This window comes from Thermicanus aegyptius DSM 12793, from assembly GCF_000510645.1.
GTDB classification, from domain to species: domain Bacteria; phylum Bacillota; class Bacilli; order Thermicanales; family Thermicanaceae; genus Thermicanus; species Thermicanus aegyptius.
Genome location: NZ_KI783301.1, coordinates 1,181,377 through 1,195,398 on the forward strand (window position 1 = coordinate 1,181,377; position 14,022 = coordinate 1,195,398).

Consider the following 14,022-nt stretch of genomic DNA (forward strand, 5'->3'; position numbering starts at 1 on the left):
ATGAAAAAATGGAGTCATCATCTTTGCCGGAGTTGACCGGTCTATTTTTAGACGAGGTTGAAGAACAACTCCAAATCATGGAACAAGAAATATTGAAGCTGGAGCAATATGGAGAGTCGGAAGAGACGATACAGAGCCTTTTTAGGGCCGCCCATACGTTAAAAGGATCATCGGCCACCATGGGTTTCGATGAGATGAAGCGGTTGACGCATGAATTGGAACACGTTTTGGATCGTTTGCGGAATCGCCACTTGCGGGCAACAAAATCACTGATCAATTTGTTATTTAAAGGTTTGGATCAGTTGAGGGTATTAAAAGCGGAATTTGCCGAAGGTGTGGGGACGTATACGGAGATCGGCCCATTACTCGAAGAACTGCAACACGCTGCCGATGGGGAGGCTGATCCAGTAGAAGGAAGGAATGAAGTACCGGAGGCTTTCCTATTCACCGGAGATCCAGCGATTGTATCAAAAGTTCAAGACGCACTGGAAAGCGGCCTGAAGGTTTACGAGATTGAAGTACATCTTTCTCCCGATTGTCCCATGAAATCGGCTCGCGGTTTAGTGATTCACAATCAGTTGGACGCATGGGGTGATCTTCTGGAAGCCGCCCCCACGCTCGAAGAACTCAGAAGGGAAGAATCTTTTTCTTTCACGGCACTTCGTTTTTTACTGGCAACGGATGCCGACCCTTCCCGGTTGAAAGAGGCCCTTTTATCCCTGATGGATATTACGGATGTAACCGTTTCTAACTATCATCCGCTGAAGCAAAGTCATCGGTTTGAGCGTATGTCCATTCCCTCGGATGAGCCGGAAAAAAGGACGATCAGCCCAACGATCGCGGAAAGGGGAAGAGGCGCGCAAACCATCCGGGTGGACGTGGAACGGTTGGAAAACTTGATGAATTTAGTGGGGGAACTGGTTATCGACCAAACCAGAATCAGTCAGGTTGAACGTGTTTTACATCATCGTTATTTATCGGATGAAAATGTGGATGAACTTAGACATATTACCGATCATCTTATCCGGGTGATCGTTGAACTGCAGGATAGTGTCATGAAAGTTCGCATGCTTCCCATCGAACAACTCTTCACTCGTTTTCCCCGGATGGTTCGCGATTTGGCCCAGTCGTTAAAGAAAGAGGTCGATCTGGTCATTGAAGGAGGTGAAACCGAACTGGACCGAACGGTGATCGAAGAAATCACCGATCCTCTCATTCATTTAATCCGCAATGCGGTTGATCATGGCATAGAGCCGGCGGAGGAACGGAAACGATTAGGAAAGACAACCAAAGGCCGGCTTCGAATTCGAGCTGCCCATGAAGAGAACCAGGTGGTTATCACGGTAGAAGATGATGGTGCCGGAATCGATCCTGTTAAAATGAAGGAATCGGCCCGCCTTAAAGGCATCATTACGGAAGAGGAACTGAAGAGACTCTCCGATCAAGAAGCGGTCTACTTGATTTTTCGTCCGGGATTTTCCACGGCTTCGTCGGTAAGTGACATCTCCGGACGGGGTGTCGGAATGGATATCGTACGGAATCATATCGAAAAATTAAACGGCGTGATCGACATTGAGAGCAAACCGGGGGAAGGGACCCGTTTTAAAATTAAACTCCCTTTAACACTGGCGATTATTACCGGCTTACTCATCAAGTTAAGCGGAAGGACCTTTATCCTGCCGATGAGCAGTGTGGTGGAAATTGTCCGTATGCCGCCGGAGGCGGTCCAAACCATCAAAGGAGATACGGTAGTGGTCATCCGGGATCGAGTTTTGCCGGTCATTTGGTTACACGATTATTTTCACCTTCCCCGGGTACCGCAAAAAAAGAACCACCATCCGATCGTTGTGGTGGGCATTGCGGAAAAACGGTTCGCTTTGATGGTGGATGAATTGATGGGGAATCAAGAGGTTGTCGTTAAATCTTTAGGAACTTATATAGGCAAAGTCGTGGGGATATCGGGAGCTACCATCTTAGGAGACGGTCGGGTGGCCTTAATCCTCGAAACGGCGGGAATCGATCAATTGATCCGTCGTAAGTGGTGATGTGAATAAACCGGGTGGAAATGAAGGTGGAATGATGAGAGTACTGATTGTCGATGATTCTGCTTTTATGCGCATCAGAATACGAAACCTCTTGGAATCGTTGGGACATATCGTTCTGGATGAGGCGACAGATGGCAACGAAGCGATTGTTAAATATGTGGAACTTCGACCTGATCTGGTGACGATGGATATCACGATGCCCATTAAAAATGGTATCGAAGCAACCAAAGCGATTCGGGCCTTTGATCCGAAAGCGATGATCTTGATGACTTCCGCGATGGGGCAGGAAGGGATGGTGAAGGAAGCGATTCTATCCGGGGCATTTGATTTTGTGGTGAAGCCGGTTGATGAAATCCGATTTCTGAATGCCGTATCTAAAGCGGCCGCCTTACTGATGGCGGACAGGAAATAGGGAGTAGGAGGGAGGAAGGTGACCATCATGGGCCTTTCGTTGACTGGGACATCTCGCGATGCGACGAATCAAAGATTGGCTAAAGCAGCGATGACGCTGCAAAAGAAATTCCATTTGACCCGGCGGGAAATGGAACTACTTAAAAAGATCTCACTGTACGGGTATAACAATAGGGAGTTGGCCCGAGCATTACGAATTTCGGAGCACACGGTTAAAAATCATTTGAAGAATATTATGATCAAGACGAGAACCAATTCCAGTCGGGAATTGTTGGCCTTGATTCTACGGGCATCACTTGAATAAAAGAACATGATTCTATTTCAGCAGATCCTCGAGCGCAGGGGAAAGATCGGGATAACGGAAAGAATATCCTAACCCAAGGAGTCTTTCCGTATCCGCTTTATTTCCTTGCAGAAGAAGGAGCGCCATTTCTCCCAAAGCCACCTTCAACAGAAAGCCGGGGATCGGCAACCAATGGGGTCGATGGAGAATCCGGGCAATCTCCCGGCCGAACCGATCCATCGTGACCGGGTTGGGAGATGTGACGGGGATCGGCCCGCTGATCTCTTCATGTTTTATCGCATGGCAGATTAGGCCCACCACATCGTCGATGTGAATCCATGAGACCCATTGCTTCCCCGATCCTACCCGTCCACCGGTGAAGAACCGATAAGGCATCACCATTTTGGGCAGTGCCCCTTCCTCTTTTCCGAGGAGGATTCCAAAACGGGCAAGGACCGTTCGGATTCCCATTTCTTCCGCCTTGCGCGCCTCTTCTTCCCAACGACGAGCTACATAACTGAGAAATTCCATTCCTGTAAGATCAGCCCAGGATGAGGCATGCCGGTCAGGCAGGGAGGCCTCCACCGCCGAGGCGTTGATGAGCAGGTTCGGTTTCTTATTCAGGCTTTTTATGATCCGGATCACCTCCTGTGTCGCTTTCAACCGGCTATGGAGGATTTTTTCTTTTTTCCCCGCCGTCCATCGTCCGGTGCCGATTCCCTCTCCGGCCAGGTTGATGAAGACGTCGATATCCTTAAGATGCTCCTCCGGTCGGCTTCCCTCCGTCAACCATTCCACATACGAGAGATTGGGTTGGTACGCTTGCGTTTTCGCTTTCCGCGTCAGGATGACCACCTGATTTCCCTCTTCTAAGAAACGCTTCGCCAACGCTTTTCCCACAAAACCGGTCCCGCCTGTGACGGCGATTCTCATCTTCTTCTCCTCCTTCTCATAGATCGTGGACGTTTCCCCTCTTTTTTCAGAGTATATCATTTTTTTAGTCCAATTCATTTCCCCAAAAACATTTCTATCATTCAGATGCAAAATCGATCCTTAAATCTGTGCGAATGAGTGGAAAAGGAAAGAGAGGCTTAAGAAATTTCTTAGCAAAATCTCAGGTTCAGCTCATGATCTTTATTTACGATGGCTTTAGAGAATCGGAAAGCAGGAGGAAGCGATGGAGAGGCAGAGAGAACGGCTAAAAAGGCAAAAGCGGCATTTGATCACCGGTCTATTGGCTCTAGGGATATTTACAGGAGGAGCTTTCTATGGGATAAACGCCAACACAGTAGATTTATATCAGGTAACGGCGGATGGGAAAGCGGTCGGCTATGTTTCTTCTCCGAAAGTGGTTGCCGATTGGCTACAGAGTAGGAAAGAAGAGATTCAGGATAAAATAGGGGTTCTTCCGCTTACGGATCTTCGCATAACCTATCGAAAAGAACGAATTTTTTTAGGAAAGGGCGATGAGGAGAAACTTTTTCAATATCTAGAAGATAAGGTGAAATTTTATATTCCCGGAGTGGCCATCAAAATCGACGGGAACGTGATCGGTTATGTGAAGGATCGAGAGATCGCCCAGAAGGTTCTCGGCCAATATCAGGCTCACTACCTCCCGAAAACCGTTTCGAACCGGCAGAATAAAGATAAGACGGTGCAGATCGCTTCCGAACGGGATGAAGCAACAGACCTAGAAGGAAAACAGCAAATATTTTTTAAGGAACCGGTTACATATGAAGGGAGAAAAATCGACCCGTTTCAATTAATGACAGTAGAGGAAGTTATGAATCGTCTTATGCAAAATAAAGAGAACGAAATCATACATACGGTAAAAAAAGGGGAGACGCTCTGGTCCATCGCCAAAGAACATGGGGTTGGCGAAAAGGAGCTGGTTCGGTTAAACCCCGGGATTCAAGAGGAGAAAATTGACATCGATCGCAGGATCATTGTGGCCAAAAGCAAACCGACTCTTACGGTGATCACTCTAAAGGAAGAAACGGTCACGAAACGTATCCCTTACTCATCCCAAATCAAGAATGATGCCGATTTGCTCAAGGGAAAGAAGAAAGTGATTCAAAAGGGCGTAGTGGGAGAGGAAAAAGAGATCTACCAAGTGACCCTGGAAAATGGGGAGGAGACTGACCGGCAACTCGTCAAGACTGAACGCTTGAAGGAACCGGTGACGGAAGTGATCGCCGTGGGGACGAAGATACGAAAACGGGTTACCATCGCATCACAACCCACTCGAGCCACCGGGGATGGTGGTCGCTTTATCTGGCCTGTAAACGGGGGAGTGATCACCTCCGGATACGCCTCCCGCTGGGATGGATTTCATGCCGGAATAGATATTGCCGGTACGAAAAATCTGGATATAAAAGCGGCTGATGATGGGGTGGTGGAATCAGCGGGTTGGGCCGGTGGGTTTGGTCAAAGCATCGTCATTGATCATAAAAACGGGTATAAGACGCGCTATTCTCATCTTAAAAGTTTTTTGGTCAAAGAGGGGGAAACCGTAAAAAAGGGGGATGTCATTGGCGTGATGGGCTCTACAGGAAGATCGACGGGAGTGCATCTCGATTTCCGAATCTATAAAGACGGGAAGGCGCTTAATCCCCTTCAATATGTAGAGAAGCCGTAAATCACGGTGGAGAAGTCTCATCCTCTCCGTAATAGGAGTCAATCCCTTCTTCTGTTTCTCATAGAAGAAGGGTTTTTTAATCCCCTTTTTAAAGGGCAGCGTAAATGTCCAATTCGTTCTCTTTTTTATCTCATTTTCAGGTTTAATTCAGATTCTCCTCACGATCTCCTGATATGTTAAGTCTAAAAAGTCCGCCTCAGAAAGGTTGATGCCAATGACCGGCTTCTGGAAACGTATGATGATCTTGGTGATTGTATTGTCGGCAGTATCTCTACTCATCTTTAAGAAATGGGATTGGCTTCTATATGGACTGATCCTCCTCTGCCCGCTAATGCATCTATTCGGGCACGGTCATTCCGGTAACGGCAGCTCATCTCATGCCCACGAACATGAACGGTGATTTGATCATCTCGTTGTAGAATGGAGTGGATTGACATGAAACGGAATCTGGTCTTCATTCTTTTGGCCGTTGTGGTTATAGCAGGGATTGTCTGGTGGGGAGTAGGGAGGGGGGAAACTGACGTACATGCGGATGAGATCTTTTATGTACCCAATGCCGGAGAGGGAAGCGTCTCTGTGGTTGACCCTTCTGTCGGGAAAACGATAGACACCATATCCCTTGGAACTTCCCAGGCTTCTCACGGGATCGCTTTAAGTCCCGACGGAAAAACATTGTATGTCGGAACGGGGTTTGAAGGGAAATCTCTGATGGCGATCGATACAAAAAACAAGCAAAAGGTGAAAGAACTAAAATTTAACGAGGGAGTTCACGGCATCGACATCAGTCCGGACGGAAAACGGCTCTATGTTTCCCTGAATGCAGGATTGGGGAAAAAAGGAGGGGGTCTCGCGTTGATTGATGCGGAGACCATGCAACAAGTGGCGTTTGTTCGGACGGGAGAGGGGCCTGCTCATGTTGCGGTAACCGCCGATGGCTCTCAGGTATGGGTGACGAATGTGAATGGCAATACGGTTGCCGTGATCGATACGAGATCGAACCGGTTGCTCAACGTGATTCCGGTAGGCCAAACCCCAAATGAAGCAGCGATAACACCGAGTGGAGATTTGGTTTTTGTTGCAAATGTGAAATCAAATAGTGTTTCAGTCATCGATTCCATGTCCTTAAAAGTGATCAGAGAAATTCGTGCCGGCCAAGCTCCCCACGGCGTAACGGTGTCGCCGGACGGTAAAGAAGCGTGGGTGGCAAATAACAATTCCAATGACGTATCGATTATTGATATCAAATCGTTGCGGACAGTGGCAAACATCCCCACAGGGGCTTATGCCAATCACGTAGCCTTTTCGTCGGATGGAAGATGGGCCTATGTGACCAATCGGAAATCGAATGATGTCGTAAAGATCGACGTTAAGAAACGAAAAGTCGTGGCGAAGATTCCTGTGGGCTTGGAACCGCATGAAATCTCTCTGGAAGATTACGTCTTCTCTGCAACAGGAGAGCAGAAAGAGTCCGTAATGAACAAGACGGTCCCTGTCGTTCAAAGAGATGCAATATCCCCTCAACAGGAGAGGGTAAAAATGGCGCAAGTGGGGTCTATTGAAATCAGGGCAGCTCGTCTAATCCCGGAGGATCTGGAAACAGGACCTGTGTCCAATGGGATCTCCAAGTCCGATTTTGACAAATACGAGATCTTTCTCCTTTCTTTCACGACTCACTCGGGAGATCTATCCTCTCTACCCATTAAGGAAAATGTTTTTTTGAGCAATGACCGTGAAAAGAATATGAAACCGGCGAAATGGCAGGTGACGAGTAATGATTCCCACCATCCGGAGTACCTGGCCTTATTTGAGAAAACCTCAACGTCTCAACTATCTTTGAAAATAGGCGGACTTGGAGAACCGCCCGTTCTATTGACATGGAGTGTTAGATAAACTCGTTTAATTGTTTCCTTTTGCAAAAGGAGAAAAAGCATCTCCTGGGAATAGGAAGGGATCAAAGGATAAGACTCTTTGATGGTTGTAAGGAGCTTTTTTGCTCGGTCTATATCGGATGATACTTACGATTCTGACAGACGAATGCGGAGAGAGTGTAGCTTCGGTTCATCTTGATCATAAATCAACGAGATAAGATGAAGGGACCTGTAGAGTCGCTTCGCGAGTTCACATAAAATCTCCTTGGAGGGTATGTCCGTCCTCTTTCATTCGCGCTAAATTGTTGGGGTGGGAGATCATACCCTTCGCTATTTTATTCCTGGGTCATGCGATTTCATGTCTGCAATTATTGTGGTTTCTTGTGGATCACGCCATCATTCCTCGCTTTTGGTTCGTTTAAAATAGGGTTTTAAGAAAAATTCTTGTTTTTCTTAAAACCCTATTTACATATCAATAATTGCACCTTTATAATCAAATTGCAAGGTTTGAATTCGGTTGAAGAGGAGGCGATTGGTAAGTCCACATGGTAACCCTTTTCCGGGCGGATATCAATCGGATGTCTCTACATGTATTGATGAAATTGTTTCAGATTTTTTTATCTTTTGTAAGTCTAAAACAGGATGGGAGGAAGGCTAAATGAAGCAATGGAAGTTACCGCTATTATTTTTAATGATCTTGTTCATCATTGGAATGTTAACAACGGGATGTGTAAAAGAGGAAAAACAGACGGTCATACAGAACACTGATGCCAATGTCGTTCAGTACAAGGATGAGTATACGGTTCCCCTTACCGATCAAACATTGATTGAAAATATACAATCTTATGTTTCCAAATCAAGAGAGACCAATGAAGATTTGGGGTATTCATTGTTCAAAGTAATCCATGGAGATCAAACATATATCATTCACAGGAGAGGAATTGAAGCGAATTCGGTGAAATATCTGTACGAAGAGGATTTAAACCCATTATTTAATCAAATTGAAAATCAGTTTAATCAGATTCAACAATTAACCATCAAAGATATGAATGCTTCAAAGATTCACATCCATATTAAAGATCATGGGAAAACTCTACAAGTTACGGATGAGCTTTACAAATTCATCATGGATGAACTGGCTCGCTCCACCACCTTACAAGATCCTCCTATGATATACGGCATTCGCTATCCTTATCTCGAAATGAACCTTGGAAATGAACTGGTTTTGACTTGGATCGTTCCGGACATCGCATCCGTTAAGCTGAGAGATCACATCGCAGGACATATCAAACTTTCTTCGCCAAATATCTGGATTACCATCCAAAAGCAAGATCCTCATGAATTTGAAAGAACAGGAAATTTTGCTGTCCAATCCTTTAAAGTACGATTGAACGATGTCGAGTTTAAAATGGATAATCAATATAATCGATTGGATGAACTGGTTCGAATCTTGAATCAAATTGAGAAGGAAAAACCAATCGCGCCGGTGAAGAGAGATGATCCTCCTGCGATCGTCATTCAAAATGCTTCGAGTGAAGAACCCTCTTACGGGATCTTTCCCGATGATATGATTCTTTACAATGGGAAGGCATACAAGATCGATCATTTTTATGAGAATATGGTTTCATTCTTTAGCGTTCCTTAAGAAACATCATTTGACTAGTATACCTAAATTATCCTGGTAGACTATGAGAATAGATTTTTCAGCGCCGGGCGAAGGATAGGATATTGAAAGGAATATCCGAGTTGTTGAAGTGGTGCCGAATCGGCTTTATTTCCTTCCAGAAGAAGGAGCTCCATTTCTCCCAAAGCCACCTTCAACAGAGAGCCGGGTAAGCCACCTTCAACAGAGAGCCGGGTAAGCCACCTTCAACAGAGAGCCGGGTAAGCCACCTTCAACAGAGAGCCGGGTACCGGCACCCAATGGGGTCGATGAAGAATCCGGGAGATCTCCCGGCCGAACCGATCCATTGTGACCGGGTTGGAGATGCGACGGAAACGGCTTAGATTTCAGCGTCCGGCGGAAAGACGTGTACCTCTTCAATCCCAGTCTTGTCAAGGAATTCAAAAAGTCACACTACTTGGACGCCCCCAAGAACGATCGGGTCGATGCCTGGTTCATCGCAGCCAAGCTTCGTTCCGGACATCTCCCGCATCCGTTCACGTGGAGCGCACCGCTCATGGCGTTGCAGCGCCTGACGAGAGCTCGCTACCACCTAATGTAGGATTGGACTCGGGATAGCAACTTCCTCATGACCAACTTGTTTCTCAAGTTCAGTGATTACAGCATCACCGGACCGTTTCGCAGAAAAAAGCTGTCAGCCGCATCGCTGGCCGTCATGGAGGAATTCGAATCGGCCGAAGAACTGGCCGAGATGTCCGTCGAACGTCTGATCGACTTCCTCGTGAAGCATTGCTACATTCCCCTTCCTTCCCATAAAAAAGGGAAGATATTTTTTTGGGTTCACGGATTCAGGACTATATTAAGATTTATTATGCAAAAAAAAGGCCCATTATTTTGGGACCTTTAGATTTTTATTAGTAACCTAATGTCTGACAGGTTCCACAGGGACCCCAAAGCCCTCTTGGGTAAGAATTGCAGAAATGCCATCCTGTTCGGCTTTCGTCTTGTACAAGATCCTGATGAGCGCCCTGTCCGGATGACCTTCACATGGAGTTGCCACTTCCACTTTTACACCTGGCCCGGTGTTTTGAAGGCGGGCAACGAGGTCTGTGTGCGAGGCGAATGCCTCGGCAACCGACCGTTTATCCGGAAGCTTTTCGCATGGTGGACGGGCAAAGTCCTGTTTTCCAGGGAACGGAATCACATCAAGCAGCGTGCCTGCCCCCGCAATCAAAAACAGAGCAGCCGCGGCAGCTACGAGCAAGATTGCCACGATCCACTTCCCTTGTTTTTTCAAATAGATCCCCTTCCTTCTGTCTACGCAGGATTACGGCGATCGCTCTGATGCGTGTCGGCATTACGTTCGCGCGAGTGAGTAGTGGGCATCAGAGGCACGAACCACCCCATCATCGTGGGTTGCCACCACCACGACCCTTCCTTGCCGTGCGAGTGAGACGAGTAATTCGATGACCCGCCTACTATTCCCGTCGTCGAGGGAGGCCGTTGGTTCATCGGCGAAAATGACCTGAGCATCCTTGTAGAGGGCACGGGCAATCCCAAGACGGCGCTTCTCCCCTCCGCTGAGCCGGGCGGCCGGCTCTCGTTCCCTCCCGATTAAGCCGGTTGCCGCGAGCGCGGCTTTCATCCACTCCTGGTCGCCTCCTACCCGGGAACCGAAAAGACTGGATGTCATGGTCACGTTGAAGGCAACGGACTCCTCTTCAATGACCCCGTAATCCTGAAGGATGAAGGCAGCATGGTTCTTCCAGAAGAGCCGGCGTTGCCGTGCCCCCCAGCCTGTCGTGTCCTTCCCGTCTGCCAGTACGCGCCCGCCGGTCGGCCGCAAAAGCAGCCCAAGCAAATGGAGCAGCGTTGTTTTGCCGGCGCCGCTGGGACCGATGAGCGCGGTCATCGTCCCGGGTGCGCATATCAAACTGGCTCCCTCGATGATCTTCCGGTCATCGATAACCATCGTGACTTCGTCCGCTTCGATGCGCATAAAGCCGCATTCCCCCTATCCACATTTACAGTCTATCCTTATTTACAACCGGCATTTACAATCGGCCCTCATTTACAATCGGCGAAGGCTGACTTTCGTAAACACCCAGCGGGCGGCTACGAAATGAACCAGCGGCAAGAGGAGAAGCACCATAGCCCCCGTGGCGGCGACGAAGGCAATACCTTGTGCACCTTGGAGCAGCATGACCAAGAGCGTCACTGCGGCTCCGGCAAACCATTCTTCCATCACTCGTTCTCTCAGGATCATCCACCAAGACTTACCGTCAAGACGAAGGGGAAAGTCCCGTTTGGCCTTCAGCACGGCGGTGATAAACGCCCCGATCGAAGCGGCGATGGTAAGCGCCACGATTAGAGCGACCAGCGACCCTGCCCGCAGCCAGGCGAAATAGGTGGCGACCTGCGCACGCAGAATGCCTTCTTCGGCCATGTACTTTACCAGGATTCTTCCCTGCAAGCCACGCTCCGCTAGTAGCCTCTGGGTCGCCTCCAGTCCGGTGAAGAGAAGTTCTCTAGAAGAAGCGATAGAAGTAAGATAGCTATCATCGAACACCTCATACACTCCAGGCACAAGGAGAATGAGAGCTTCATTGGCTTTGGGGAAGACAAGCTCCCCGCCCATTTTGACAAAAGGGAATTTTTCCGTCCCAGAATAACGATAGAACTTGATTTTGTTTAACACTTCGCTTTGATTCTTTTGGTTTCGCGACGAATGCAATAAATAAAGTTTGATAAACTGTTTGGCATCCTCCGGAATCTGATCGAGAGAAAGTGGGACGAGTCCGGGTACCGGTCGGTTCCCCTGAGTTTCTCCGTCGCGGTTACCGTCCAACATCAGGTCGAGCCACTTCCGATTGATGATGGTTAGGTAACGGTAGGGAGTAATGTCGATCTTATTCATACTTAAAAAATTAGGGGGATACGTATTCGAGAGCGCGACGGCATTGCGCGCCTCCGCCGCTCGTACCATGTCACCCACACCGGGCATCAGTTGTTGAAAATTGCTTTCCACTTCCTCCCCGCTTGTTACTCCGGCACGAGTTGGAAATGAAAGCACGACTTGATCTGCCAAGGCATTCCACATGGCTTGCTCCTCTGCGGCCTGCTTGGACTGCGTGTACGCCGTGAATGCAGGGGCGACCGTTGCGAGGACCAGGGTGAAGGTCACAACCTTGAGGACCACCGAACTCTTGTGCAAGCTTTTGACCGCCGGCTCTCTCTTCGCAAGCATGGTGGGACTCGGCCACGAGGCTACGGAGAGGGCAAAAGCGAATCCCATCGTTGCAAGGATGACGATGGCCTCGGATGCCAATAATACCTTGCTGTAGTAAGGCACGAAGACCCAGCCATGGGCTTGACCCACATAGGTGACGGCAAAGATGTCTAAGCTCACGGCAGCGATCGCCATGGCCTCCAGGAAACCGACGAGGTCTTCGTACTGGATGCGCCACGTCGAGACGCCTGCCAGCATGCGCAACGCCCGTCCCCTGGCTTTGACCGCAAGCCAGTACAGGACCAAAGAGACCATCAGGGCGACGGCTGCGAGAAGCGTAATCCCGAAATCGCTCTGAATGACCAAGAACTGCAGAATCATGCTAAACGTCTCCCCGCTCCACCGCTGATGGACCCGGTGTGCCGTCAACCAGTCCTTGAACTCGTCAAGACGGGTCGTCTTGCCCGTCACGAGATAATCGCCATTTGCGAAAGAATGCGCCAGCGCCTTGCTATCCCGTATCTCGGCGTCAGGCTGATGTCCGAAGCGCCGGATCTTCTCCGGAAAGGAACCCTGGGTACCTACCTTCACGAAGACCTGGCCCGACCGGTCGCCGCCCAGATCCGGAGCAACCTTCATCAACCCAAGCCCTAGCCGGTCACTGATTGACCCAAGCTGCCGAAATGCCTCCTCGTCCGACATGCCCGCATCACTAAAGTCAAGAGAGACCTTCGACTGAACCCCCAATTGCTCCGGAAAAAAACGGTCATGTAAATCGGTAATCACCACCGCCACCACAGCGAAAAGGACGAACAACAACACCGAAACCGCGATCACAATTCTCTTATGCACGATCTTTTTCTCCCCATGGACTGAATGAAAAAAGGCGCACCCCATCCCATGAGGAGGGGAGCGAATGATCTCAATCAATTATCTCAATCTTAGATTAATAGAAATCAAAGATCTAAGCAACAGGCTTTGGACTGCGTATTGTACGAAACCTCCTGCCCAAAGACACTTTTGGGCAGGACTTGGGAATCCATGGCCTGAAGCCATGCGAAAAAAGCATCGAGTACAGGGTGGCTTCGCGCTAAACGTTTTTCATACCTTTCTGCGGGACGTAACCTCAGGATATGCTTGCTGCCCTCCGAGGGAGAGGCCGTCCAAAAGCCAACGCAGCTGAAGGCGGTTAATTTTTAACGGGGTGGAGTTCGGTTCTTCCGGCAACTGTAAGGTTCCCCGCTCAGGGTGCCTGTAATAGAGCCAGAACCCGTTGTGATCCAATGGAAAATCTTCAGTTTATCCCGCTTTCGATTACAAAACACAAAAAGAGAAGGGGAGAACTGATCCAATTGGAACTCTTCCTTGACGAGGACCATTAATCCGTCAATGGACTTCCGAAGGTCGGTTCTCCCGCAGACAAGATAGCGTGATCGAGATGGATGTCGTTTAGCATAAGGTTTTCAGCGTCCTTACCACGTCCACTAAGAGAGATGGGTTGTACCCAAGCCCCACTTCGATAACAAACGAACCCACTCGGACGAGTAAGGAAGCCCTCCCTTCTTCTTTTATCGCATGATCTACATGAAGGGAAACCCACTGGGAACGGGACGAGATTTCTTCGACCTTTTTAAGCTTCTTCATCCAATACCAAAGCTGTCGTGGAGTGACTTGATGGGCAGCACACCATTCCGATGCGCTGTCCGCTAGCCCGGTAGGCTTCTACACGAGTCTTCCAAATTTAACAAAACCCCTCTTAAAAGTTCTCATCCTCCCGATCCATCAGAGATCGTGAAGGATGAGGCAGCTATTGTTGATCGGTATGGCTTACTTTTTTCTTTTGGGAGACTATGACGATAGATTGACCGGTACCGGGCGAAGGGGCGGATGTTGAAAAGAATATCCGCTCTCTTTTTTATCTCAT

General features: G+C 48.6%; 15 protein-coding genes and 1 pseudogene. 9 read left to right on the top strand and 7 right to left on the bottom strand.

All coding sequences use genetic code 11. From position 1 onward, the window contains the following. Positions 1-8: 8 nt before the first annotated feature. From THEAE_RS0106365 to THEAE_RS0106375, 3 genes are read left to right on the top strand one after another with little or no spacing between them, the layout of a single operon-like run. Positions 9-2,045 carry a chemotaxis protein CheA gene (locus tag THEAE_RS0106365; protein ID WP_028986887.1) on the top strand — a complete coding sequence of 679 codons (2,037 nt, stop codon included), beginning with the start codon at positions 9-11 and terminating at the stop codon, positions 2,043-2,045. Between the two features lie 31 nt (positions 2,046-2,076). Beyond that, positions 2,077-2,457 (top strand): response regulator, encoded by a 381-nt coding sequence (locus tag THEAE_RS0106370; protein WP_028986888.1) that lies wholly within the window; start codon positions 2,077-2,079, stop codon positions 2,455-2,457. A 27-nt stretch (positions 2,458-2,484) separates the two neighbouring features. Next, a complete protein-coding gene (locus tag THEAE_RS0106375) occupies positions 2,485-2,760 on the top strand; it encodes a response regulator transcription factor (RefSeq protein ID WP_245605606.1) in 276 nt (91 codons plus the stop codon). 12 nt (positions 2,761-2,772) lie between these two features. Here THEAE_RS0106375 and THEAE_RS0106380 read toward each other — a convergent pair whose 3' ends face one another. After that, the gene (locus THEAE_RS0106380; protein ID WP_028986889.1) at positions 2,773-3,672 is read right to left on the bottom strand and encodes a TIGR01777 family oxidoreductase; all 900 of its coding nucleotides are present in this window, start codon (positions 3,670-3,672) and stop codon (positions 2,773-2,775) included. A gap of 244 nt (positions 3,673-3,916) precedes the next feature. Between THEAE_RS0106380 and THEAE_RS20190 the strand changes: the two genes are divergently transcribed. From THEAE_RS20190 to THEAE_RS0106400, 4 genes are all read left to right on the top strand, one after another. Next, positions 3,917-5,377, top strand: a complete 1,461-nt coding sequence (locus THEAE_RS20190; protein ID WP_039944301.1) for a peptidoglycan DD-metalloendopeptidase family protein — start codon at positions 3,917-3,919, stop codon at positions 5,375-5,377. A gap of 238 nt (positions 5,378-5,615) precedes the next feature. Continuing rightward, the gene (locus THEAE_RS23845; protein WP_425426421.1) at positions 5,616-5,777 is read left to right on the top strand and encodes a DUF2933 domain-containing protein; all 162 of its coding nucleotides are present in this window, start codon (positions 5,616-5,618) and stop codon (positions 5,775-5,777) included. A 35-nt stretch (positions 5,778-5,812) separates the two neighbouring features. Next, complete coding sequence (locus THEAE_RS0106390; protein ID WP_028986890.1) at positions 5,813-7,267, top strand: YVTN family beta-propeller repeat protein; 1,455 nt, start codon at positions 5,813-5,815, stop codon at positions 7,265-7,267. Positions 7,268-7,903: 636 nt separating this feature from the next. Beyond that, positions 7,904-8,890 (top strand): hypothetical protein, encoded by a 987-nt coding sequence (locus THEAE_RS0106400; RefSeq protein ID WP_028986891.1) that lies wholly within the window; start codon positions 7,904-7,906, stop codon positions 8,888-8,890. Between the two features lie 41 nt (positions 8,891-8,931). On the opposite strand, the gene THEAE_RS23850 is transcribed toward THEAE_RS0106400, so the two are convergent. Beyond that, positions 8,932-9,066, bottom strand: a complete 135-nt coding sequence (locus THEAE_RS23850; RefSeq protein ID WP_084213458.1) for a DUF1731 domain-containing protein — start codon at positions 9,064-9,066, stop codon at positions 8,932-8,934. A 209-nt stretch (positions 9,067-9,275) separates the two neighbouring features. Here THEAE_RS23850 and THEAE_RS23855 point away from each other — a divergent pair, with 209 nt between their 5' ends. Then, complete coding sequence (locus THEAE_RS23855) at positions 9,276-9,470, top strand: IS110 family transposase (protein ID WP_211233480.1); 195 nt, start codon at positions 9,276-9,278, stop codon at positions 9,468-9,470. 27 nt (positions 9,471-9,497) lie between these two features. Then, positions 9,498-9,776: a hypothetical protein gene (locus THEAE_RS23385; protein ID WP_028986892.1), complete on the top strand. Its 279-nt coding sequence runs from the start codon at positions 9,498-9,500 to the stop codon at positions 9,774-9,776. Between the two features lie 15 nt (positions 9,777-9,791). Here the strand turns inward: THEAE_RS23385 and THEAE_RS0106415 are convergent, their stop codons facing one another. The 5 genes and pseudogenes from THEAE_RS0106415 to THEAE_RS23860 all read right to left on the bottom strand — a co-directional run bounded on the left by THEAE_RS0106415 (position 9,792) and on the right by THEAE_RS23860 (position 13,742). After that, positions 9,792-10,142: a hypothetical protein gene (locus THEAE_RS0106415; RefSeq protein WP_245605532.1), complete on the bottom strand. Its 351-nt coding sequence runs from the start codon at positions 10,140-10,142 to the stop codon at positions 9,792-9,794. Between the two features lie 84 nt (positions 10,143-10,226). Next, the gene (locus tag THEAE_RS0106420; protein WP_028986894.1) at positions 10,227-10,868 is read right to left on the bottom strand and encodes an ATP-binding cassette domain-containing protein; all 642 of its coding nucleotides are present in this window, start codon (positions 10,866-10,868) and stop codon (positions 10,227-10,229) included. Between the two features lie 72 nt (positions 10,869-10,940). Next, positions 10,941-12,950: a hypothetical protein gene (locus THEAE_RS0106425; RefSeq protein ID WP_028986895.1), complete on the bottom strand. Its 2,010-nt coding sequence runs from the start codon at positions 12,948-12,950 to the stop codon at positions 10,941-10,943. Between the two features lie 249 nt (positions 12,951-13,199). Then, positions 13,200-13,477, bottom strand: a pseudogene (tnpB, locus tag THEAE_RS22475) (IS66 family insertion sequence element accessory protein TnpB). 70 nt (positions 13,478-13,547) lie between these two features. Continuing rightward, positions 13,548-13,742 (bottom strand): hypothetical protein, encoded by a 195-nt coding sequence (locus tag THEAE_RS23860; protein ID WP_028986896.1) that lies wholly within the window; start codon positions 13,740-13,742, stop codon positions 13,548-13,550. Positions 13,743-14,022 lie beyond the last annotated feature (280 nt).

Bases quoted from the DNA above. Each gene is read 5' to 3' on its own strand.
- THEAE_RS0106365 (WP_028986887.1), top strand. From the start codon at position 9: ATGGAGTCATCATCTTTGCCGGAGTTGACCGGTCTATTTTTAGACGAG.
- THEAE_RS0106370 (WP_028986888.1), top strand. From the start codon at position 2,077: ATGATGAGAGTACTGATTGTCGATGATTCTGCTTTTATGCGCATCAGA.
- THEAE_RS0106375 (WP_245605606.1), top strand. From the start codon at position 2,485: ATGGGCCTTTCGTTGACTGGGACATCTCGCGATGCGACGAATCAAAGA.
- THEAE_RS0106380 (WP_028986889.1), bottom strand. From the start codon at position 3,672: ATGAGAATCGCCGTCACAGGCGGGACCGGTTTTGTGGGAAAAGCGTTG.
- THEAE_RS20190 (WP_039944301.1), top strand. From the start codon at position 3,917: ATGGAGAGGCAGAGAGAACGGCTAAAAAGGCAAAAGCGGCATTTGATC.
- THEAE_RS23845 (WP_425426421.1), top strand. From the start codon at position 5,616: ATGATCTTGGTGATTGTATTGTCGGCAGTATCTCTACTCATCTTTAAG.
- THEAE_RS0106390 (WP_028986890.1), top strand. From the start codon at position 5,813: ATGAAACGGAATCTGGTCTTCATTCTTTTGGCCGTTGTGGTTATAGCA.
- THEAE_RS0106400 (WP_028986891.1), top strand. From the start codon at position 7,904: ATGAAGCAATGGAAGTTACCGCTATTATTTTTAATGATCTTGTTCATC.
- THEAE_RS23385 (WP_028986892.1), top strand. From the start codon at position 9,498: ATGACCAACTTGTTTCTCAAGTTCAGTGATTACAGCATCACCGGACCG.
- THEAE_RS0106420 (WP_028986894.1), bottom strand. From the start codon at position 10,868: ATGCGCATCGAAGCGGACGAAGTCACGATGGTTATCGATGACCGGAAG.
- THEAE_RS23860 (WP_028986896.1), bottom strand. From the start codon at position 13,742: ATGAAGAAGCTTAAAAAGGTCGAAGAAATCTCGTCCCGTTCCCAGTGG.